21 protein-coding genes are annotated in these 23,601 nt (G+C 37.2%); 8 read left to right on the plus strand and 13 right to left on the minus strand.

Annotation, left to right across the window (positions count from 1 at the left end):
• The first annotated feature begins 56 nt into the window (after positions 1-56).
• Entirely contained in the window at positions 57-377 is a 321-nt protein-coding gene (locus SJY45_RS04365) for a hypothetical protein (protein WP_215440542.1), read from the plus strand.
• The gene (locus tag SJY45_RS04370) at positions 377-1,036 is read left to right on the plus strand and encodes an alpha/beta hydrolase (RefSeq protein WP_289062575.1); all 660 of its coding nucleotides are present in this window, start codon (positions 377-379) and stop codon (positions 1,034-1,036) included. Before SJY45_RS04365 ends, SJY45_RS04370 begins: the two co-directional genes overlap by 1 nt.
• Here SJY45_RS04370 and SJY45_RS04375 read toward each other — a convergent pair whose 3' ends face one another.
• Together SJY45_RS04375 and SJY45_RS04380 are read right to left on the minus strand one after the other, a co-directional pair.
• A complete protein-coding gene (locus tag SJY45_RS04375) occupies positions 1,037-1,531 on the minus strand; it encodes a hydrolase (RefSeq protein ID WP_215912279.1) in 495 nt (164 codons plus the stop codon). It lies immediately after the preceding gene.
• A gap of 20 nt (positions 1,532-1,551) precedes the next feature.
• Positions 1,552-2,328: an MBL fold metallo-hydrolase gene (locus SJY45_RS04380; RefSeq protein WP_400073412.1), complete on the minus strand. Its 777-nt coding sequence runs from the start codon at positions 2,326-2,328 to the stop codon at positions 1,552-1,554.
• 77 nt (positions 2,329-2,405) lie between these two features.
• Between SJY45_RS04380 and SJY45_RS04385 the strand changes: the two genes are divergently transcribed.
• Positions 2,406-3,872: a TonB-dependent receptor gene (locus SJY45_RS04385; protein ID WP_215440548.1), complete on the plus strand. Its 1,467-nt coding sequence runs from the start codon at positions 2,406-2,408 to the stop codon at positions 3,870-3,872.
• Between the two features lie 45 nt (positions 3,873-3,917).
• Here the strand turns inward: SJY45_RS04385 and bcp are convergent, their stop codons facing one another.
• Entirely contained in the window at positions 3,918-4,373 is a 456-nt protein-coding gene (gene bcp / locus SJY45_RS04390) for a thioredoxin-dependent thiol peroxidase (RefSeq protein ID WP_400073413.1), read from the minus strand.
• Between the two features lie 48 nt (positions 4,374-4,421).
• Between bcp and nth the strand changes: the two genes are divergently transcribed.
• Positions 4,422-5,084 carry an endonuclease III domain-containing protein gene (nth, locus tag SJY45_RS04395; RefSeq protein ID WP_400073414.1) on the plus strand — a complete coding sequence of 221 codons (663 nt, stop codon included), beginning with the start codon at positions 4,422-4,424 and terminating at the stop codon, positions 5,082-5,084.
• Positions 5,085-5,316: 232 nt separating this feature from the next.
• On the opposite strand, the gene SJY45_RS04400 is transcribed toward nth, so the two are convergent.
• The 3 genes from SJY45_RS04400 to SJY45_RS04410 form a co-directional block, all read right to left on the minus strand.
• Entirely contained in the window at positions 5,317-5,898 is a 582-nt protein-coding gene (locus SJY45_RS04400) for an RNA polymerase sigma factor (RefSeq protein ID WP_215440554.1), read from the minus strand.
• Positions 5,899-6,312: 414 nt separating this feature from the next.
• Positions 6,313-6,456: a hypothetical protein gene (locus tag SJY45_RS04405; protein WP_215440556.1), complete on the minus strand. Its 144-nt coding sequence runs from the start codon at positions 6,454-6,456 to the stop codon at positions 6,313-6,315.
• Between the two features lie 74 nt (positions 6,457-6,530).
• Complete coding sequence (locus SJY45_RS04410) at positions 6,531-7,112, minus strand: sigma-70 family RNA polymerase sigma factor (RefSeq protein WP_215912276.1); 582 nt, start codon at positions 7,110-7,112, stop codon at positions 6,531-6,533.
• A gap of 245 nt (positions 7,113-7,357) precedes the next feature.
• Here SJY45_RS04410 and uvrA point away from each other — a divergent pair, with 245 nt between their 5' ends.
• A complete protein-coding gene (uvrA, locus tag SJY45_RS04415) occupies positions 7,358-10,135 on the plus strand; it encodes an excinuclease ABC subunit UvrA (RefSeq protein WP_400074293.1) in 2,778 nt (925 codons plus the stop codon).
• Between the two features lie 246 nt (positions 10,136-10,381).
• Positions 10,382-11,566, plus strand: coding sequence for a hypothetical protein (locus SJY45_RS04420; RefSeq protein WP_400073415.1), 1,185 nt, complete (start codon positions 10,382-10,384; stop codon positions 11,564-11,566).
• Between the two features lie 78 nt (positions 11,567-11,644).
• On the opposite strand, the gene SJY45_RS04425 is transcribed toward SJY45_RS04420, so the two are convergent.
• From SJY45_RS04425 to SJY45_RS04455, 7 genes are all read right to left on the minus strand, one after another.
• Entirely contained in the window at positions 11,645-13,948 is a 2,304-nt protein-coding gene (locus SJY45_RS04425) for an FdhF/YdeP family oxidoreductase (RefSeq protein WP_400073416.1), read from the minus strand.
• 15 nt (positions 13,949-13,963) lie between these two features.
• The gene (locus SJY45_RS04430; protein WP_400073417.1) at positions 13,964-14,332 is read right to left on the minus strand and encodes a DUF7009 family protein; all 369 of its coding nucleotides are present in this window, start codon (positions 14,330-14,332) and stop codon (positions 13,964-13,966) included.
• A gap of 53 nt (positions 14,333-14,385) precedes the next feature.
• Positions 14,386-15,162, minus strand: a complete 777-nt coding sequence (locus SJY45_RS04435) for a hypothetical protein (protein ID WP_400073418.1) — start codon at positions 15,160-15,162, stop codon at positions 14,386-14,388.
• Positions 15,163-15,277: 115 nt separating this feature from the next.
• On the minus strand, positions 15,278-16,741 hold the full coding sequence (locus SJY45_RS04440; RefSeq protein WP_289062566.1) for a lipopolysaccharide biosynthesis protein: 1,464 nt from the start codon (positions 16,739-16,741) through the stop codon (positions 15,278-15,280).
• Complete coding sequence (locus SJY45_RS04445; protein WP_400073419.1) at positions 16,741-18,012, minus strand: glycosyltransferase family 4 protein; 1,272 nt, start codon at positions 18,010-18,012, stop codon at positions 16,741-16,743. The genes SJY45_RS04440 and SJY45_RS04445 overlap by 1 nt, the downstream gene beginning before the upstream one ends.
• 42 nt (positions 18,013-18,054) lie before the next feature.
• Positions 18,055-20,511, minus strand: coding sequence for a YfhO family protein (locus SJY45_RS04450; protein ID WP_400073420.1), 2,457 nt, complete (start codon positions 20,509-20,511; stop codon positions 18,055-18,057).
• Between the two features lie 184 nt (positions 20,512-20,695).
• Positions 20,696-20,965, minus strand: coding sequence for a DUF4834 family protein (locus tag SJY45_RS04455; RefSeq protein ID WP_215440572.1), 270 nt, complete (start codon positions 20,963-20,965; stop codon positions 20,696-20,698).
• A gap of 245 nt (positions 20,966-21,210) precedes the next feature.
• On the opposite strand from SJY45_RS04455, the gene SJY45_RS04460 reads away from it, so the two are divergent.
• Both SJY45_RS04460 and SJY45_RS04465 read left to right on the plus strand, forming a co-directional pair.
• A complete protein-coding gene (locus tag SJY45_RS04460; protein WP_400073421.1) occupies positions 21,211-22,290 on the plus strand; it encodes a transporter in 1,080 nt (359 codons plus the stop codon).
• Positions 22,291-22,384: 94 nt separating this feature from the next.
• Entirely contained in the window at positions 22,385-23,503 is a 1,119-nt protein-coding gene (locus SJY45_RS04465) for a GTP cyclohydrolase (protein WP_400073422.1), read from the plus strand.
• The last annotated feature ends 98 nt before the right edge of the window (positions 23,504-23,601 follow it).

Below are 23,601 nucleotides of genomic sequence, written 5' to 3' on the forward strand. Positions count from 1 at the left end.
CCAAAACAGGGTCTTTTTTTTTGTGCAAGACTACAGCTTAGATTAACTTTGCCGCCATGAACACAGCAAAGGAAGGAAAAACAGCAGCTATAACGGCCTATTTTACTATAGTAGGTTCGCTTATTGCCATTAGCATGAACTCGGAAAGCAGAAATGAATTTGCTCGTTTCCATATTAGGCAAGCATTAGGATTACATTTATTTTTTATAGGATTTGCCCTATTTTTAAGTCAATGGTTCAATGAGTATGCTTGGTACGGCTTGTACATTTCTTATTTTGTGCTATGGTGGTATGGCTTTATAGGTGTGCTAAAAGAAGTAAAACAGTCCGTTCCACTTGTTGGCGCTTTTTTTCAAAAATGGCTTAAATTTATCTAATGACTACAGCCCCCCTTTCCTTAGAACACCTGATTAGACCTTCCACAGTAAAAGAAGGCAAAGCCCCGGTTCTATTTATGTTTCATGGCTACGGAAGCAATGAAGAAGATTTGTTTTCCTTTGCCCCGGAACTACCAGAAGAACTCTGTGTAATTTCAGTTAGGGCACCCTACCCTATGGAGCCTTATGGTAACGCTTGGTACGCCATTAATTTTGACGCGGAACAAGGCAAATGGAGCGATGACGAACAAGCAAAACAGTCTAGGGATAAAATCATAGCCTTTATTGATGAAGCCTGTAACACTTATGGCCTTGATGCCAGTAATGTGACTATTCTTGGTTTTAGCCAAGGCACCATATTGAGCTATGCCGTAGCCCTTTCCTATCCCGAAAAAATTAAAAATGTAATTGCCCTAAGTGGCTATATCAACGAAGCAATTTTAAAAGAAGGCTACAAGGAAAAGGAGCACTCCCAATTAAAAATATATGCGTCCCACGGTCAAGTAGACCAAGTGATTCCTCCGGAATGGGCGCAGCGGGCACCAGAATTCCTTAAAAATTTGGGTATTGACCATGTTTACGAAGAATTTCCAGTAGGCCATGGTGTTGCCCCTCAAAACTTCTATTCTTTTAAAAAGTGGCTGGAAGACAAAATTTAATTATTGGCTTCGTGTGTACAGCAGGTGGTCAAGCAGGGTGAAATCTACACCTAAATCATCTTTAAGCTCATACTTAATAAGAAGCTCTCCCCAGTATTTTCCATCGGAGAAATCGGTTAAAATCCATTTATGGTTTAAAACCTTTATTTTATTTATTTTGAAGTCGTTCTCCATACCTTCATAAGGTACAAGGGGATTATTACCTTTAGTTTCATTGGTTTCCAACAATTTATCGGCAATGTATCTAGATGGGTCATTAAGATCCAAGTGATCATAATAAGCCAATGCATCGTCATTGTTTTCTAAAGAGAAATATTGCATTTCTAGCACCTTTAACTGAGTGTTCTTTACTGAATCCTGCAACTGAACTATTTCTGCTTCCAGTTTAGCAATACGTTCATCCTTTACGTTTGCCATCTTTCCGTTACTTACAAAAAGGTAAAGACATATAAGAGATACAAAGATTAACAGGTAAAAAACTATTCTACTTTTCATAAATGAATGTGGTTTGTACTTTAAACTGTAATGGTTAGATTATCGTATGCCAAATGTACATTTTTAGGCAATTTTTTCTCAACTTCCTCATGAAAACCCAGCATATGGCTAATATGCGTGAGATAAGCCGTTTCCGGTCTTACTTGTTCTATGAAAGCCAAGGCTTCTTCTAAATTAAAATGCGAGTGGTGTGGCTCCTCACGTAATGCATTAACCACCAGTACTTTTGAGTTTTTTACTTTTTCCATTTCCACAGATGTCATGGTCTTTACATCCGTTAGGTAGGTTAAATCTTTAATTCTAAAGCCCAAAACTTTTATACGGTTATGACTTGCCTCAATGGGTGTCACTTTTATTCCTCCAATAGAAAAGTGGCGGTCTTTATCAATAAGGTTTACAGCTACTGCAGGTGCTCCTGGATACCTGTTTTCATCGGCAAAAATATAATCAAATCGTCTTTTTAGGGAATCTGCAACACGTTTATGCGCATATATAGGTACATCTCCCTGTCTAAAAAAGTAAGGCCTAATATCATCCAGGCCGGCCGTATGATCAGAATGTTCGTGGGTAAATAAGATACCATCTAATTTAAGCACCTCATTTGTAAGCATCTGCGCTCTAAAATCAGGACCGCAATCTATTACATAATTATAATCCTCCCATGATACCAGAGCGGAAACTCTAAGTCTTTTATCTTTTGGGTCAATACTCTTGCAAACCGGGTGATTACTGCCTATTACAGGGATTCCCTGAGAAGTGCCCGTACCCAAAAAAGTAATTTTTAACGTATTGCTCATCTAGAATCAAATTTATAACTAAAAAATTTAATAGGTAACCCGAACTTGTTAACTTTGTTAAAAGCAAAATCGACCAAATGGCTTCAGTTTTAAAACGAGACACTGTATTTGAGAATATCCCTTCAATCAAAGCCAAGACTTTGAGAATCAACTTAAATCCAGACATTTACGGAACGTTTTCCGAAATAGGTGCCGGCCAGGAAACGGCGCGTCATTTCTTTCGCTCCGGAGGTGCGTCAGGCACCATTGCCAAGGCAATGAGCGCGTATGACAAGGATTTTAGCGATGCCATTTATGGTATTGAAGATGATGGGCGTTATGTAACACAATCGCGATTAAAAAAGATGCTTTCGCATGAGATGACACTCATGGAAGAACGTATTAGCCGTGAAACGCACCCAGAGCGACTTTTCTTTTCGTATGCCAACACAGTGGCTACTATAGATTTCTCCAAAAGATATAAAGGTCATGGTTGGGTTGGAATTCGATTTCAATTAGACCCCAACCAAAAAGAGCTTGATGAAATTATACTTCACATTCGTTTTAAACAGAACGAAGCGCGTTTACAGCAAGAAACTCTTGGTATATTAGGTGTTAACTTAATTTATGGTGCTTTTTACAAATACCATAAACCACGAAAAATGCTGAAATATCTTTATGACCATATTGATAAGGATACCGTGGAGATTGATATGGTGAACTTTTCTGGGCCTAACTTTAAAGAAGTAGACAACAGGTTAATGAGTCTTCAGCTGATTCGTAACGACATGACCGATGCGGTTATGTTCGGACCTGACGGCAATAACTTTTTACCTGCCGCAGCGCTTTACAAAAAGAACATTTTGGCATTGCGCGGAAGCTTTAGACCAGTTACCAAAGTAAATATGGATATGTTTCATAAGTCTTATGACATATTTGTTCGCGATCCGGCCGTAAACCAAGAAAGTACCATGGTTATTTTTGAAATAACCCTTTCTAACCTAAAAGCATCCGGAGAAATTGACGAACAAGATTTTATGGACCGTGCCGAGCTATTATGTTCTTTAGGGCATACGGTAATGATATCTAAGTTTCAAGAGTATTTTAGACTTGTGGAATACTTCAACAGGTACACAAAGGCCAAAATTGGCCTTACTATGGGTGTCAACAATTTGGTAGATATATTTGATGAGAAGTATTACAGACATTTATCCGGAGGTATTTTGGAAGCTTTTGGAAAACTGTTCTTTAAAGATCTTCAGGTTTACCTTTACCCAATGAAAAATGCGGAAACCGGTCAGATCATGACTAGTAACAATATTAAGGTTCACCCAAGAATGAAAGAGCTTTACAAGTTCTTTAAGTATAATGGCAAAGTAATGGACATTATAGATTATGATCCTGAAATTATGCATATTTTCTCCAGGGATGCCCTTAAAAAACTGATAAACAATGAAGAAGGATGGGAAGAAATGCTTCCTGAAGGTATACCTCAGATAATTAAGGATGAAAACCTGTTTACTAGGAAATTACTTAAATCAGAAAAAGAAGATAAGGTAGAATAAAAAAAAGGGGCTGAGCCCCTTTTTTTATATCTTATAAAATAGCAACTAGCTCTCCAGTAACTGGGCTGCGTGATCTTTGGTCTTTACTTTATCTATTACTTTAGTAACAGTAGCCTCAGCATCTACTACAAATGTTTTTCTGTGAATACCATCATATTCACGTCCCATGAATTTTTTGGGTCCCCAAACACCAAAAGCATTTATTACCGTATGGTCTTCATCTGCTAATAGCGGAAATGGAAAGTTATATTTGTTCTTAAAATTGGTCTGTCTTTTTTCAGAATCAGCGCTTACTCCTAATAGTTCGTAACCTTGAGATTGGAGTTCCTCATAATTGTCTCTCAAATTACATGCCTCAGCGGTACAACCTGGCGTACTTGCTTTGGGGTAGAAAAAGACAATTAACTTCTTGCCTTTATAATCGGATAATTTAATTGTATTGCCATCTTGGTCTTTAGCTGAAAAATCGGGTACTTTGTCCCCTACTTGCAATGTATTCATAGCACTTCTTTTTTGTGTTTCAATTTTCGTTGCTAAAATTAGACAAAAATGACAAAAGCGGAAAAGGTTGATTTTACTATTAAGACCCTAAAGGAGATTTACCCCACTATACCGGTTCCTTTAGACCACAAAGACCCCTATACTTTATTGATTGCGGTTTTATTATCCGCCCAGAGTACAGATGTTAGGGTCAACCAGATTACGCCATTGTTGTTTGAAAGAGCAGACAATCCTTATAACATGGTAAAGCTATCGGTAGAAGAAATCCGGGAGATTATAAAACCCGTTGGGCTTTCACCTATGAAATCAAAAGGAATTCACGGGCTATCTAAGATGTTGATTGAAAAATACGAGGGTATAGTTCCGCGGGAAATAGAACTTTTAGAGGAGTTTCCTGCCGTTGGGCACAAAACTGCAAGCGTTGTGGTGTCTCAGGCTTTTGGGATTCCGGCATTTCCGGTAGACACCCACATTCATAGATTAATGTACCGCTGGGGCTTTACGAATGGAAAAAATGTAGTGCAAACAGAAAAAGATGCCAAACGTCTGTTCCCAAAGGGAATTTGGAACGACTTGCATCTTCAGATTATTTGGTACGGTAGAGAATATTCTCCAGCCAGGGGATGGAATTTAGAAAATGACATCATTACCAAAACTATTGGAAGAAAATCCGTCATAGACGAATATTACAAAGCAAAAAAGACCCGTTAAAATCGGGTCTTATATATTTAGTTCAAGCTATTTTCAAATTGAAAATTCTTGTACTCAACTATGTGAAATTGCTTTGAAAAACTAAGCAAAAAGTTGATTGTTTCTTTTGTGGCTTGAATAGTTGCACCTCTTTCAAGATTCTCAGAGTAAATTTTTTCCATAATAGTAGTATTGTTATACAAAGGATAACGCAACTAGAATGGAAATATTGTTATGTATTATTAGTGATCTATTAATTAGTTAACACTATGTTATTCTTGTCTATGATTTTTCTAAGGTTAATTAACGCGTAACGCATTCTACCTAAGGCAGTATTGATACTTACTCCAGTATTTTCGGAAATCTCCTTGAAACTCATATCTTTATAGATACGCATTACTAAAACTTCTTTTTGATCATCCGGTAATTCTTCGATCAAGTGCTTTAAGTCAGATGTTATCTGGTCTTTAATTATCTGTTTTTCAGCATTTAATTTATCATCACCTATTACAGAAAAGATGTTAAAATCATCACTACCTTCAAACATTGGCATTCTTTTGTTCTTTCTGAAATGGTCAATAATTAAATTGTGTGCAATACGCATTACCCATGGTAAAAATTTACCTTCTTCACTATAAGACCCTCTTTTTAAAGTTTTGATTACTTTAATAAAGGTATCTTGAAAAATATCTTCAGTAACATCTCTATCTAAAACCTTAGAGTAAATAAAGCTAGAAATTCTTTGGTTATGACGGTTAATTAAAACTTCAAGCGCTTTTTCATCGCCGCTAATGTAATCTCTTACTAGTACTGAATCTTCGATCTGTGAACTCATGGTGTAGGGTTTTTAGTTTTAGACTTGAGACTTTCTAAAGAAAGGCTTTTGTTATTTAGTTCTTTTTGAGTGTTTTGTTATCCTTTGGTGGATGACCTTGTTGTTAATTATGATATAAAACTAGATAATAGAGGCCTCTAGAAAAAAACATTGTTGTAAAACCGCTAGTTTTTGATGTGAAATGCTACTTTTCTATTTTTCTGCAAAATAAAATGGATTGAAGTGCGTTAGCCACACAAAATCAGCTCTCTGTAGAATACCTCAGAACTACCTTGCTAATGCCAACAAATGTTACTAATAGGACATAACGTATACCTTACGCTATAAAAACAGCTATTTACACTAGTTATTTCCTACAAAAAAGCCCTGCCAATTTTCATTGACAGGGCTCTATATACTTTAAAGGAACTAAGCTTAGTTCAAATTAGATTCAAATTGTAGGCCGTTTGCTTCTGTAATTTCTAAAGCTTTTGAATAATCCAATAGAAACTTTACTGTTGAAGGTTTTGCTTTAGCCAATCTACATTTGTCCGATTCTGTAGCGTAAATTTTTTCCATATCTATTTTAGTATTGTTACAATGGTATAACGGCACTAATATAAATATAATGAATAGCTTCGACCTACCGCCTATTAATTCGTTAAAACAATATTGTGCTGTTCTATTATCTTCCTTAGGTTAATAAGGGCATAGCGCATTCTCCCTAATGCCGTGTTTATACTAACACCGGTGTTTTCCGAAATCTCCTTGAAACTCATATCCTTATAGATACGCATAATCAACACCTCTCTTTGGTCTGCAGGCAATTCTGCCACCAGCACCTCTAGGTCACAATCTATTTGATCTTTTATCAATTGGCGTTCTGCATTAAGCTTATCATCGCCAATTAAAGAAAAAATGTCAAAACTATCCGCTCCTTCAAACATAGGCATGCGACTACTTTTTCTAAAATGGTCTATAATAAGGTTGTGCGCAATACGCATTACCCAAGGCAAGAACTTACCCTCTTCATTATACGCTCCGCGGCGTAATGTTTTTATAACCTTAATAAAGGTATCTTGAAAAATGTCTTCAGTAATATTACGGTTGTTCACTTTAGAATAAATGAAACTACTTAACCGCTGATTGTGCTTCTCAATCAGAATTTCCAATGCTTTTTCATCACCGGAAACGTATTTTTTAATAAGAAGGGAATCTTCCGTCAATATATCCATAACAATTACTTTAATGGTTAAAACGAGACGCCTTCCCTATGGAAAGGTCTTGTAGATAATGTTTTAAACTTTCTAAAAGTAATTTTTTGCTATAGGCGTATTAACATTTTATTAGGGCTCAAATATAGAAAAAATTAAATGACTTTAGAAAATTTCTATCGTTATGCACACATTTTTTAATGCCATTCATACAATTTTAGTTATTGAATTCTCCATATTGTATCTTTGCATACTTAGATATGAAAATGGTCGAAATAGTAGATGTAAACCCCAAGCACAACATTATAATAAAGGGTGCAAAGCTGCATAACCTAAAGAATATAGATGTTGTTATACCCCGTAATAAATTAGTTGTTATAACCGGTCTTTCCGGATCAGGAAAGTCTAGTTTGGCTTTTGACACACTCTACGCAGAGGGTCAAAGACGTTACGTAGAGAGTTTATCCTCATACGCCAGGCAGTTCTTGGGTAAACTTGACAAACCTAAAGTAGACTATATAAAAGGTATAGCCCCGGCCATTGCCATTGAGCAGAAAGTAAATTCTACAAACCCGCGATCTACCGTGGGTACCACTACGGAGATTTATGATTACTTAAAATTGCTATACGCCCGTATAGGACGTACCATATCCCCTATTTCTGGCCGTGAAGTAAAGAAGGATACGGTTACAGACGTTGTGGACCATGTAAAGAAATACGAAGAAGGAACCAAATTACTCTTACTGGCTCCTATAGTTATTGATGAAAATAGAGAACCTTTAAAATCACTTCAATTACTTTCTAAACAAGGATATGCTAGGATAAAATATAATGATGAAGTCTTAAGCATAGATAATGTGCCGGAAGATATTGGCAGAAATTTTGAGTTAGTGGTTGATAGAATTATCGTAAAAGACGATGAGGATTTCTACAACCGATTGGCCAATGCCGTTGATACCGCTTTTTTTGAAGGAAAAGGAGAATGTGCTATAGAAGAACTGGCCACAGGAGAAAAAATTCCGTTTAGTAACAAGTTTGAACTAGATGGTATGTCTTTCTTAGAGCCTAACGTGCATTTGTTCAGCTTTAATAACCCTTATGGAGCATGCCCAAAATGTGAAGGTTACGGAGATGTAATTGGTATAGACGAAGACCTTGTTATTCCCAATACTGCCTTATCCGTTTATGAAAATGCCATATTTCCATGGCGAGGTGAAAGTATGGGGTGGTATAGAGATCAACTGGTAAACTCGGCTTATAAGTTTGATTTTCCCATTCACAAACCTTGGTTTGAGCTTTCGGATGAGCAGAAGCAATTGGTTTGGAACGGGAATAATCACTTTATTGGACTCAACAAATTTTTTGAGCAGCTAGAGGAAAAAAGTTATAAAATACAGAATAGGGTAATGCTTTCCCGTTACCGCGGTAAAACAAGATGTAATGTTTGCCATGGGAAACGGTTACGGAAAGAAACCGATAATATTAAAGTTAACGGAAAAAACATTTCCGATTTGGTGGAGCTGCCCATTAAAAAATTGATTCCGTTTTTTGACGAGCTGGTTTTGGATAAAACCGATGAGAAAATTGCTTCTCGCTTATTAAAGGAAATCAATACCAGATTAGGCTTTTTAAATAAAGTAGGTTTAAGCTATTTGACTATTAACCGAAAGTCCAATAGCCTATCCGGCGGAGAGAGTCAGCGTATTAATCTAGCAACCTCATTGGGCAGTAGCCTTGTGGGAAGTATGTATATCCTAGATGAGCCCAGTATAGGTTTGCACCCCAAGGACACAGAGAACTTAATAGATGTTTTACTATCCTTGCGCGACCTTGGCAATACGGTTATTGTTGTTGAACATGATGAAGATATCATGAAAGCAGCGGACGAAGTTATTGACATTGGCCCAGAAGCAGGTACACATGGCGGAGAAGTAGTTGCGCATGGGACTCTTAATGATATTTTAAAATCAACCTCCTTAACGGCTCATTATTTGAACGGAACAGAAGAAATTCCCGTTCCCAGTAAAAGAAGAACTTCTACAGATTACATAACTATTATAGGAGCTCGGGAAAATAACCTTAAGAATATTAATGTAACGTTTCCGCTTCATATGCTTACCGTGGTAACCGGTGTTTCCGGTAGCGGAAAAAGCACTTTGGTCAAAAAACTGTTGTATCCCATTATCTTGAAAGAAGTAGGCGGCTATGGAGAAAAAGCAGGACAGTTTACCAAAGTTGAAGGAAAATACAAGACCATCAAGCACGTTGAGTTTGTAGACCAAAATCCAATAGGGCGGTCATCACGCTCAAACCCGGTAACCTATATTAAAGCATATGATGACATTAGGAGTCTTTTCGCTTCGCAAAAACTTAGTAAAATAAGAGCATATCAAGCCAAGCATTTTTCTTTTAATGTTGATGGTGGCCGATGCGAAAAGTGTAAAGGTGAAGGTGAAATTACTGTAGAAATGCAGTTCATGGCAGATGTTCACTTGGAATGCGACACCTGCGGAGGAAAACGTTTTAAAAAGGAAGTGTTAGAGGTCAAATTCGAAGATGCCAGCATAGATGACGTCTTAAACATGACCATTGACGATGCCATTGCCTTCTTTGAAAAGTACAAACAAACCAAAATTGTTACTAAACTGAAGCCTTTACAAGATGTAGGTCTTGGCTATGTAACCTTGGGGCAGTCCTCCTCTACACTATCAGGTGGAGAAGCACAGCGTATTAAACTTGCTTCATTTTTAGTAAAAGGCACCACAAAAGACAAGGCGCTCTTTATTTTTGATGAACCTACTACAGGTTTGCATTTTCATGATATTAAAAAGCTTTTAAAATCTTTTGATGCTCTTATCTCAAAAGGACATTCCGTAATTGTTATTGAGCACAACATTGAATTGATTAAATGTGCAGACTATATTATAGACCTAGGCCCCGAAGGTGGTGAAGGAGGTGGAAACTTATTAGCAGAGGGTACTCCTGAAGAGGTTGCAAAAAGTAAAACTTCTTTTACGGCTACCTATTTAAAAGAGAAACTATAGGAGAATAAAGATTTTACCTAATAGAATATAAAAGACCATATTTTCTGTAAAAAGAGAAATATGGTCTTTTACTTTTTCACTTTTTCAAACCTATCTAAAGGAAACCCCTTCTTTTTACATCGACCTTAAAACTTATAATTAACTCATTATAAGATGCTTGTATGCACCTTCTGTTTTTTGGCACGCTGTTTGTTTATTACAATTCGAATGTAAATAATTACACTCAGGAATTTAAAACCTTATATCATGAGAAACTTACTACTCTTTTTTTCGGCCCTAATTTTTAGCACTTCTGGTGTTATGGCCACAGGTACAGTTGAAGATAAGGTTGCAGAACGCAATGCTTATAGATACAACGACTCATTTATTTTTGTTGAGAATGGCATTACGTTTTCGGTATACCCAGATGGTGAATTCGATTTTTACATAGACAGTCGTGTAAGCGGCCGTAGAAACGGGGTTACCTTTAATTCGGGATTTAATTATAGTCCGTATGCCCAGTACGATGATTACGGTGCTGTAATACAAGTTGAAAACGTACCTATTTATTATGACTATTATGGTCGTGTTACACAAATTGGAGATGTGGATATTAGCTATAATAACAATCGCGTACGTAGTGTAGGTGGAATGTATGTGTACTATAACCGTAGAGGTTTATATGATTATCACACCGGATACATCAATATTTATAATAGAAATTATGTATACAGACCTTTTCATGCATTCTTTGCAAGACCTACATTAGGCTTTTGTTTAGTGTTCAATAGACCTTATAGAAGATTTTACAGCCCTATTCGTTACACCTATTACAATCCTTATAGATATAATACTAGACGTGCTTATGCCAAAATTGGAAGAACGCATAGATATAATAAAGTAAGAAATGATAGGTCTAGAATCTATAGAAATGACAGAAGAGTAGCAGTTAGAACAAATAACTCAAGAAACAACAGGTCTGTTTCAAAGAGAAATTACGCTACTACTCGTACGAACAAGTCGGTTGCAAATCGTGATAATTCAGCACGAAGAACCGTTTCAAGAAGTAGTGCCACACGTTCTAATAATACGAATCGTAAAATTACGAACCGTAGCACAACGGTGAGATCTAGAGCAAACACCCCGTCTAGAAATAGTTCGGTAGCAAGGAGGTCTACTGCAGTAAGAAAAGCTAATGGCAATACGGTGAACAAAAGAACAGTAACCAGATCACCACGTAGCACGACGGTAAAAAGAAGTACGACTACTTATAGAAGTCCGCAGAATAACAGGAGTACAAATAGAACTGTTAGAAAAGCTCCTTCGCAAAGTAGAAGTAACGTTAGTACAAGAAGTTCTTCTAGAAGGTCTGTAACTAAGGCCCCATCTAGAAGTAGTAGAAATAATACCTCTTCAAGAGCTACAACATCAAGAAGTTCAAGAAGATATTAAGATAGTTTTTAGGTTGGTTAGTTGTTGCCCCCGCAGTAGATTTATTTGCTGCGGGGGTTTTTCTTTTCAGTAATGGAATTAGCCCACCTTTGTTACAGTAACTTTTATGGATTTACTAATTGGCGTTTTACTTTTATCCGCATACTGATCATGAGGAATAAGAACATTGGTCTCTGGATAGTACGCTGCCAAATCCCCGGAAGGGATATTGTAAGGCACCACCAAAAACTTATTGGCCGTACGCACCTCACCATTATATGAACTGCTAATATTTATAACGTCTTTTTTCTTAAGCCCCTGTTTTTCCATATCCTCCGGATTCATGAACAATACCCGTCTTTCATTATAGATTCCGCGGTACCTATCATCCATACCGTAAATAGTGGTATTGAACTGGTCATGAGACCTAATTGTCATTAACATGAACTCCTCTTCCTTTAAGTTATGTTCCGGCAAAGGGTTAACGGTCAATTGGGCCCTGCCATTAGGAAGCATACTAAAATCAAGGTTACGAACATTGTTCGGTAAATAGTAGCCTATACCCTTAGATCTCTCTTTTGTATTTTCAAACCCCTTAACTACCTTATCTATACTTTCCCTAATAAGTTCGTAGTTCTCGCCCATAGCTTTCCAATCTACAGAGTGTCTACCACCAAAATAAGTATGGGCCAATTCGGCAATAAGTTCAGGTTCACTTTTAATGTTATCTGAAGTCGGTTTTAAAAGTCCACGAGATTGTCTTACCCGCCCCATACTATCCTCCATAGTCTGATAGCGTAACGTGCCATCTTTCATATCTTTTTCAGATCTACCAAAAGTGGGCAATATAAGTGCCGTTTTTCCAGTAACCAGATGAGAGCGATTCAACTTTGTACTTACCTGTACAGTAAGTTCACAATTTTGCATTGCTTGTGCAGTATACATAGTATCCGAAGCGGCCATCAGAAAATTTCCGCCTAAACAAATAAACACTTTACCCTTTTCATTGTGCATGGCCTTAATAGCTCCTACAACATCTACACCTTCTTTATCTGGAGCAGTAAACCCTAAGTGTGTCTTTATACGCGCGTTTAGTTCTTCATTCACAAAATGCATAATACCCACAGAGCGATCCCCTTGCACATTGCTGTGACCACGCACCGGGCAGGTACCTGCATTAGGTTTTCCCAAAGACCCTTTTAATAACAATAGGTTTAAATATTCGCATATGGTAGCTACCCCATTTTTATGCTGAGTTAACCCCATGGCCCAACATACTACGATGTTGCTACTTGTTGCCAAAAGGGCTACCGTTTCATTAATTTTTTCGTCACTAACGCCACTCAAGGCTAATAGTGATTCCTCATCATAATTCTTAAAGTCTGAAATCAAGGATTCATAACCATCTACATATTTAACCATAAAATCATGGTCAAAAACCTTTTGCCCACTCTCATCCAAAGCGGCAAGTCTCATTAAGATGAGCTTCATTAAAGCGATGTCTTGATTGATACGGACTTGCAAATGAATATCCGTTAGGTCTTCCCCACCACCAATTAAACCATTTAAATGTTGTGGATTTTTAAAATTTATTAGACCGGATTCCTCCAAAGGGTTAATACTAATTACCTTTCCCCCATTCTTCTTGCATTTCTCCAATGCCGATAGCATCCTAGGATGGTTCGTACCTGGGTTTTGACCTGCAACAATAACGACATCCGCACCATATAAATCCTCTAATTTCACAGAACCTTTTCCAATACCTAAAGTTTCCGAAAGGGCTACTCCACTAGATTCGTGGCACATATTGGAACAGTCGGGCATATTATTGGTCCCAATGGCACGCGCAAACATACCGTATAAATAGGCTGCTTCATTACTTGACCTACCTGATGTATAGAAGATGGCGTCGTCCGGTGAATTTAATTTATGTAGCTCTATAGAAATAAGTTCATAAGCCTCTTCCCAAGAAATGGGTTCATAGTTTACGCTGCCTGGTCTTAGCACCAACGGTTCTGTAATTCTACCAAATTTGTTCAGTTGATATTCCGTTAATTTGGAAAGTTCCTCTACAGAGTATTTTTTAAAAAAATCACGACCAATTTTGTCCGTAGTGGCCTCATCGGCAACGGCCTTTGCCCCATTTTCACAGTATTCTGCAATAGACGACGGATGTTCCGGGTTGGGCCAAGCACAACTTGGACAATCAAAACCATCTTCTTGGTTAAGTTCCAAAAAGGCACGCATAGAGCGTACTATACCCATTTCTTTAAATCCGTGGCGTAAAGCCTCGGTAACCCCTAATTTCCCTGCTGCATACTTAACAGGTTCTTTAATCTTAATATTTGAAAAATCTTCGGAACCTATTATTGTAACATTCCTTTGATTGTCTTTATGTGACATACTTAACTTCTATTTCTAGTGTTTCAATTTCGGGTTAGGGTAATTATCGGATTCATCTTCTCCCCTGTCTTCTAGACAAGTAAAATCCTTTTCTACCAAAAGAGATAGAGTTTTTCCATCTTTAAGAGGTACTAAATTACTAAACCCTACCATTTTACTGTTTTCCCAACCCTGAATCGTTTCCGAAGGCAAAATCAAAGTAATTTTATCATTCTCAAAACTAGCTGTAAGCGAAGTTGCTCCGGTTTGGCTGCTTAAAGCATATGTAAATGTGCTATTTACAAATTGTGTTTCTTCTTGAATATATCCTTCTTTACAAAGTTGCGACACTTCTGTTTTGGTAATACGCACACGTATAGAGTTACCTTTTATCCGTATTTTCATTGAGGTACTTGTTGATACTGACTAGTAGAAATAGCCCGAAATTATAATTAATGCTAAATATACAAGTCAATATTGAAACAACGCGGAATATTTTTTCTTTCTTCCGTTCTACCTACCGCTCTATTCTCTTCATATAACAAAATACCATCAGAAGTTGTAATTTTAAAATAGACACCAGGCCCAGGCATGGAAGAAATAGGGGTTTCTATACTTATAAGTGGAGAAAGGTATGTTTGCTTGTAATCTATACTGTTGTAATCTATTCTAAATTTTCCGTTGCTATCCGTAACGGCGCTTCCTAAAAAGTCGTCTTTAATCCAGTCTACATCCATTGCGGAGATAAGCACTTCTTCTATAGGTGTTTTCCTATCTTCAATAGACTTAACACTTCCTATAATGGTCCAAATATCAAAATGATGTCTTACTTGGCTCCACAATTGAAAACCAAAACTGTAGTTCCAACTAAATTCCTTAAGTTCTTCATTACTTCTCCATACAGGCATTAACCTTTTGACCGTAAAATGGATAGGGTCTTGTTTTTTCTTTTTACGCCCTTGTTTATCCTTTACCACAAGATCAATCTCTATGGCACCTTCATTGTACGAATCGCACACATCAACTGCATAATTTCCTTCGGAATCTGTAAAACCACTTCCCAAAAGATTTTTAGATTTATCTAAAATGGCATCCGAAGATAAAATGCGCAGTTCATTTTTGTAATCGTGAGTAACTTTTGAACCACTATCTACTTTGTAGATTTTTACTTCTGCATGCTCCAAAGTTTCATAGACGTCCAAATACAGACAAGCCCTAAGATTACCTTTAACCATGTAGCCCATTTCATTTAACATTACAAGGTGATAAAATAAAAAATAACAGTCTATTCAACAGACCGGTACATGTAATTAGGGAGCTTTTTTAACGAAACTGAGTGTTAAGATATAGTTATTGACCTTTCTTTCCAAATACTTTTGAAAGCACTTGGAAAACATCTTCCGAGATTTTAAACTTATATAGAACCCCAACATAGAGCAAGGTTATCCCCAAACTTTTTATCATAATGCTTATGATAGGATGAAAAGGTAGGCGGATAAAATAGAAAGTAAGCAAGGTAATGGCCAACAATACCGAAATTTGAACGGTTTCTTTAGTAAAGGGAAGCATGTTGAATTTCATCTTAACATAAATCAATTTTACCGTGTTATAGATGAAGAAAGCTGAAAAACTGGCAATTGCAGCACCATCTAGACCATATGCAGGAATAAGCCAAACATTGAGCAATACGGTTACGATAGCCAAAAATATTCCCATATATAAAACCGCCCTGTAATAATCCGAATTATATAAAATGGAATTGTTGTTCCCCAACAGGGCATCATAAAGCTTAGCTAGGCCCAACCATACAAAAATTACATATCCATTACGATAAGCATCTGGTAGTAATTCATAGAGGTCATTGAGATTCAAAAATATAAGAGCAAACAAAAGTCCGGATATAATATATAGTGTTAGCGAGCTTTTTTGATAGAGCCTGCTTAATCCCGCCAAATCATTCTTGTTCATAAGCTCCGCTGTAAGCGGATACATTATTTGATGCATGGAACGTGAAGGCACGGCTATCACCAAAGCTATAAAGCTGGCTACGCTATAATAGGCTACGTTTTCAATTTTTATAAACTGATTGATCATTACCTTATCAATCTCTAAAAGAACAATAGCAACTGAGCCACCCAAAATAATCAATGCACTATACACCAAAATTTTACGTGTGTTACTAGGGAAATCAAAAACCAATCTTGGCCTGTACAAGGTATATGCGTAGATTTTCATAAAAAGCATCCGCAGTACATATACCACCACTAGACCATCTATAAAGGAGGTTACCGAAATTACGTCAAAATACAAAAGCACCAAAAGAACGGATTGCCCTACCCGACCGAAAATTTCTTTCATGAAATTACCAAAGACCGATTTCATATGGACTCTGGCCCAAGCATAAAAAACTTCAAAATAGGCCATGGTCATAGCTACAAAGAAAATATGCCAGACATACCCTCTTACAATTGGGTTTTCCTTGGATAAGAAGTTTGAAATACTATCGTTCACTACATAGGTTATGCCCGCAATGGGTAGCATTAATGCCAATGGCAAGAAAAGCATAAGGGTAAGAAAACCATCTTTTGATTTAACATCCGTGAAACCACTATAAAACTTTACCAAGGTATTGGGTACTCCAAAAGCAAGTAATGGCATTATGACCACTGAAGCCGATAACACAACCTGTAGCAACCCATAATATTCGGGTTCCATAAAACGTAGATAAAGCACTAAAGTATTTAGTGCCCCAAGACCAAAACCCAAATATGTAATGATCGAATTGTTCAGTGATTGTTTAAATACCACTCCCATTACAATAATTTTGAAAGTTCTTGAGTAAGTGCCTTTCGGCTGTACTTCTCAATATGAATAGATTCTGAAGTAATTGTCCCTTTTTTAAAGTCGTTATACCACTTAAGTATAGTTTTTTTGAGCTCTGCATCGGCATCATAATCAAATACCTTTCCAGCCACGGTCTGTTCTATAATCTTACCTGCCTCCCAATTCTTTGGCCCCATCGCTAAAATAGGCCTTTTGGCAACCATGTATTCAAAAAGCTTGCCCGGTATAATTCCCTTAGTTTCCTCACTGTCTATTTCTATCATAAGTAGTAGCTGAGACCTTTGCTGTCTTCGTTGGGCTTCGGCGTGAGAGCCATACCCTCTCATTTTTATATAAGGACCTAACTCATATCTATACATTGAATCCATTACATCTTGACTTACTACCCCCATAAATTCCAATTGAAGGTCTCCACGGAAAACTGCATTTTCCGCAGCAATTTGAGATAATACCTTCCATAGGTTTTTAGGATTTCTGCCCGTTAATAAGGATCCAATATGGGAAATTGTAAAATTGTTATCTAAATCTGCATCATTCTCATAATCGGAATCATACCCATTGGTAATTACAGAAATAGGCTGTTTTGTAATTTGTTCAAATTCTAATTTGGTCGTAGCACTGGTCACAAGAATTCTATCCGCTTCGTTCAACACGGCATACTCCAACTCCTTGTGTTTTTTTTCGGAACTTTTGGTCAGTTTTAATTCTTTGTGATACCCAATAGAAGTCCATGGGTCCCTAAAATCGGCCAACCAAGTTAGCCCTTTATCCTTTTTTAATTGTCTACCGATCAGATGAACACTATGCGGTGGCCCAGTAGTGATTATTGTCTCAATCCCTTCTTTAGCAATGATATCCGACAAATATTTTACCGAAGGCTTAATCCAATATTTTCTAGCATCGGGAATAAAAAAATTTCCTCTAACCCATAGCATGGCCTTTTCAAAAAACGATTGGTTCTTGGTTTGAATAATACCAGAGCTAATACGTTTTGTTTTTTTTGAGGACAACACCTTTGCCAATCCATAAGGTTCAAAAAGGGGCTGTGAATAGATTGTAATGTCCTTAGGAACTTCAGCAATTAGAGTGGCATCCTCTATTGGGTAATGCGGGTTTTCCGGAATGTAAACTATGGGTTCCACATTAAAATCGCGAAGGTACTTTACAAACTTTAACCACCTCTGCACACCTGGCCCACCAGCAGGAGGCCAATAATAGGTGATAATGAGGACTTTCTTCATAAGCTTAAATTACTAGATGTAAGATTGGGGAACCTGTACAAACTATTTTTCAACTTCTTTCTTTTCTTGACCTTCGTCCTTCTTTGAACTATAGAATGTAAAACCTATTCCGCCTAAAACTATAAGCACCAATACAATGGAACTTGCTAGCGTAATCTGGCTTCCTATCCTTACCACTTCAGGTTCAAACTTGAATTCTATGGTGTGCTCCCCACTTGGAACCTCTATGGCCCTTAGGGTATAATTTACCTTAATATGGTCTTTTAACTTTCCATTTATATAAGCGTTCCATCCGTTTTGGTAATACATTTCGGAAAAAACAGCAAGGCCATCATTAGAATTTTTAGACTTATAAGTTAAGTGATTAGGAGCGTAATCCGTTAAAACTATAGCAGCTGTAGAATCTACCTTAAATTCAAAATTGTTCAAATTTTTAACCTTGGCCACGTTTATGACAGCTTCGGTTCGCGTATCCAATTTATCCAAAGCCTGAATTTCTTCATCTGCAGAATTCACTTTTACTACATGGTTTACAAACCAAGCATTGCCATTGGCATTAGGGTTTACAGCGGGGTAACTTTTACCTTCTTCATCCTGCTGAATTACATACTTTACGTTTAACATGTTCAATACGCCCATGTTGCCTTTATACACGTAAAAGCTGAAAAGGTCTTCCAGTCCGGCTGGTTTTGCCGCATGATACCCACCAATAGATTGATGATAGTAAGATGTACGGGCACCGTTAATACCTTCATTGGGATCATACACCCTATAGATACTCTTATCCTTACTTATTTCCTTGTCCAAAGCAGTTTCAGGAAACGGCTGTGTCATTTTCCTTTTAGAAACAAAATTCTCGGAGTCAACATAGCGTAAACCAACACCAACCAAATCAAAAATAATCAATGCCCCAATTGCAACTATGGCTATGTTCTCTTTAAGTTTTCCTTTAATATAGAACCAAAGTGCCAAGGCCGCCAAAAGGACAAATATCATAGACCGTAAAAGGTCTGAGTTATATACGGCTTTCCGGTCTGCTTGAATCAAAGAAACCAGTTCATCCCCATAATTTCGTTTTAGAAAATCATCACTAGGGCCTTCAAAATCGAAACCAGCTTTAAAGATGAACAATGCAACACTTAAACCCAATACCGTAAAAAATGATATCTTAAGTGCATTCAGCTTTTCGGAAACATCAACCGTAGATTTAAAAAGTTCGCGCAATGCCAGAATAGCTAACACTGGAGCACACAACTCCAAAATGACCTGTATAGAAGAGACTGCCCTAAACTTATCATATAACGGAAAATAATCAATCATGAAGTCCGTCAAAAAGCTAAAATTCTTTCCCCAAGACAGAAACAGAGACATTAGCACGCCTCCAAGAAGCCACCATTTGGCTTTTCCCTTCACTAAAATAAGCCCTAAGATAAACAGGAAAAAGATAATGGCACCAATATAAGCAGGACCTGACGTTCCGGGCTGATCGGCCCAATATAAGGGCAAACCACTAGAAAAATTCAATGCTTGGCTACGAGACACACCTTGATCTATTAAGAAATCATAACTTTTGGAGTTTTCCCCCAGGTTCTCGTTATTTGACCCCCCAAACAAGCGGGGTACAAAAAGGTTCAATGATTCCGTAATACCGTAGCTCCATTGGGTAATATATGACTTCTCCAGCCCTCCCGTATTTTCTTTTGTTGAGCCGTCTGGATTAATGGTTAATTCAGATTTACCACGGGTACTCCAATCCGCATATTCCTTTGTAGCCATTAAACTGGTTGCATTAGCGGCAATACCCAATGTAACCGCAACCAGGAGTAGGCCTACAGAACTAAAATAATGTTTTAGCTTTTCTGTTCGTATGGCATCTACCAAGTAAACTACACCTAAAATTAAAACCAAAAGCATGAAATAATAGGTCATCTGATAATGATTGGCCCTTATCTCCAATGCCATTGAAATTGCAGTTAAAATAAATCCCCAGAGATATTTTTTACGGAACACCAATACAATACCTCCCAAAAGCATGGGCAGATACCCTAAGGCATGGGCTTTTGCATTATGCCCAACACCAAGAATAATGATGAGATAGGTTGAAAAACCAAAGGCCAAGGCACCAACTATGGCCAATCTATAATCTACTTTCAGGCAACAAAGCAAGATATAGAAGCCAATAAAATATAAAAACAAATAATCTGCGGGTCTAGGTAAAAACCGGATTAGATTATCTAATTTCTTAACGTAATCGTGAGGATAATACGCGCCTAACTGATAAGTGGGCATGCCTCCAAAGGCACTATTTGTCCAATAGGGCTCTTCCCCAGTTTTCTTTCTAAAATCGTTCTGCTCCTTGGCCATACCCGTAAACTGAACAATATCTGACTGTTCTATTACCTTGCCTTGAAGCACGGGATGAAAATAGGCCAAAGCGGCAATCACAAAAAAAATAGTAACAAAAAAATGTACGAAGAAGGCCTTCAATCCTTTTTGCATAATGGGATTTATCGGTTGTTTCGGCTAAAATAATGAAGTTATCTCTACTTTCGAATTTGTTTTGAACTTAACTTAAAGGATAGTCGTAAGTTTTAAAAACATAAACGCCGATTGCAAAGCTTTTATAAGTTCAAAAAGTATTCGATTTTAAAGTATAAAAAAAACTAGTGTAGTACAAAGAAGTTTACTCTACTTCCTCAAAATCAATATAATCACCCACCTGATTGTTTGAAGTATTCTTTCTTGATGGTTTCTTATCAATTATAACATCTCCTACCCGTTCCTTTTGATTTTGGCCATTTGTTTGCTGTGCAAATTCACCAAACTTTTCATTAAAATGTTCTTGGGTTTTTCGAGCGGCATACCCGAATATTTTGGGGGCAAACATCTTCACTAAGATCTTAAAAAGATAATAGACCAATAAAATTATTAAGATTGTCTTTAAAAATGCCATACTTTTTTCAAAATGATTATATCAAAAATACGATTCTAACGTTGTAATAACTGTGTAGAAGTGCTAAAATATTATTAAAGTAGTTTTTATGAATCCATATTTCGGATTCCAACACAGAGATAAACCACTGAAAACAAAGGCTTACAAGACGTTTTTGTTTTAAAAATGGTTCTATGCATACGATAGATTTTAGATTTTTCACACAAGAAAGAACAAGCCTGAATTAATTAATCAAGCGGCCCAAAATGAAAAAGTTTCTATTAACTCTCCTTTTTACGCTACCTATGGTAGCCACAGCACAATATACAGATGTAATTAATTCTAACCGCCCAGGTATGTCCGTTAGTGCATACGCAGTTGGTAGAAATGTGTTGCAGTTGGAGGCCGGTATTCTTTACGAACAGCGAGACCATACTCTTTTGGACACAAAAAGTAATATTTGGGGTTCTGATATTTCACTACGGTACGGTCTGTTGTTTGAGCAATTAGAAATAAATTATGAAGGCACGTATGTAAACCAGAACATTACTTATAACAGTTTAAACGTTTCTGAGAATTTAACCGATTTTTCAAGAAATCGGGTTGGTCTTAAGTACTTGATTTATGACCGATATAAAAACCCGGAACGCAATAAACCCAATTTATATAGTTGGAAAGCCAATTATGGTTTTAAATTTAAAAACTTAATTCCCTCTGTTTCCCTCTATGGTGGCGCCACTTTTAATCTAGGCGATAATCCTTTCTACGTTGGTGACCCAACTGTATCTTACCGCGGAATGATTGCAACCCAAAGTAGATTAACTCCTCGATTTGTACTTATAACCAACATTGCATACGATAGAATTACCACGGATTATCCTGAATTAAGTTACCTAGTTTCCATAAGCCATGCTTTTCGCAATCCCAAATGGAGTGCCTTTATAGAGAACCAAGGTATACAGAGCGATCGTTATTCAGATGCCCTTATACGTGGTGGTGTTGCCCACTTACTTACGGATGACCTACAGGTTGATTTTAATTTGGGTGCCAGCTTTAAAAACACACCATCCAGAATATTTATGACCGTTGGCGGGTCTTACCGGTTTGATTTTCACAAAGACAAGCTCATATCAATTGATGAGCAAAGTGCCGGTGAAAATGGCGGCCCTATTAAAAAGAACGCCATGAAGAAGAAGGAAAAAGAGGATCGTAAAAAAAATAAGAAAAGCGGTGGCGCCGAGGATATCGATTTAGGTCCATCTAAGAAACAACTCAAAAAGCTTAAAAAGGAAGAGCGAAAGAAACGCAAAAACAAAGACCGTGATAACGGAGCTATAGATTTTTAAGCCAAGACAACTCATTCATTATTCATAAAATTAAGTTTCATAATTTTATTCTAACCCTATTTATCCCTAATATTGACCTTACAAAAAGAATTGTATGGTCACCCTTAAAGAAGCGATTTCAAAAGCAGAGCTAAAAGAGTTCGTGAAATTTCCATTTTCGCTTTATAAAGGCTCCTCTTATTGGGTACCACCTTTGATTGCCGATGAGATGGCTACTTTTGACAAGGATCAAAACCCAGCTTTTCAAAATGCGAGTTGTTGGTTCTATCTGGCCTATAAAAACAATACGCTTGTAGGAAGGGTCGTAGCTATAATCAACCACCTGGAAGTGAATGATCAAAACGTAAAAAAAATGCGTTTTGGCTGGTTTGATTTTATTGATGACCCAGAAGTTTCGGAAACCCTTCTAAATAAAGTTGCAGAAATTGGAAAAGCGCATAATCTAGAGTTTATGGAAGGTCCTGTTGGCTTTTCTAACTTAGATAAGGTTGGCGTGCTTACGGATGGTTACGATCAACCGGGAAGCATGGTGACCTGGTATAACCACGCCTATTATATTAATCATTACGAACGTTTGGGTTTTGCTAAGGAAAAAGGGTATGTTGAAAACAAGTTCCCAGCCAGTAACGCAGATCCGGCTTTATTTACAAAATTGAACGAACTGGTAAAAAGACGTTACGGCTTACGTGAAATAAACTTTAAAAAAACTAGCGAAGTATTACCATTGGTGGATCAAATGTTTGACCTGTTCAACCAAACCTATTCCAAATTATCCTCATTTGTTCCTATAACCGATGTTCAAAAGGAATATTTCAAGAAAAAATACATAACCTTTATAGACCCGGAGTATATTAAGTTTATTGTAGACAAGAATGACAGCCTAATTGCGTTTGCAATTGTTATGCCCTCGTTCTCCCATGCATTACAAAAAGCTAAGGGAAAATTGTTTCCTTTTGGTTTTTTACACCTTCTTCGTGCGAAAAAATACAATAAAGATGCCGTTTTTTATTTGATAGGTATTCACCCGGATTATCAAAATAAAGGAGTCACGGCCATCATTTTTAATGAATACTACAAAACATTCAACAAGCGAGGTATTCAAATGTGCTATAGAACCCCGGAACTAGAAGATAATATTGCCATCCGCCAAATGTGGAAGCATTTTTCCCCAAAAATTTATAAGCGGCGTGCCACCTACAAAAAGAGTCTATAGCCGCAAAGGGCTACTTCCCTACTCTTCATTCGCTCACTCTAAAAAATAATCGAACTCCCTATAAAAAACAAGAATGCCCCATTTAAAATGAGGCATTT

The sequence above is a fragment of the Zobellia russellii genome (assembly GCF_044597075.1).
GTDB lineage: Bacteria > Bacteroidota > Bacteroidia > Flavobacteriales > Flavobacteriaceae > Zobellia > Zobellia russellii.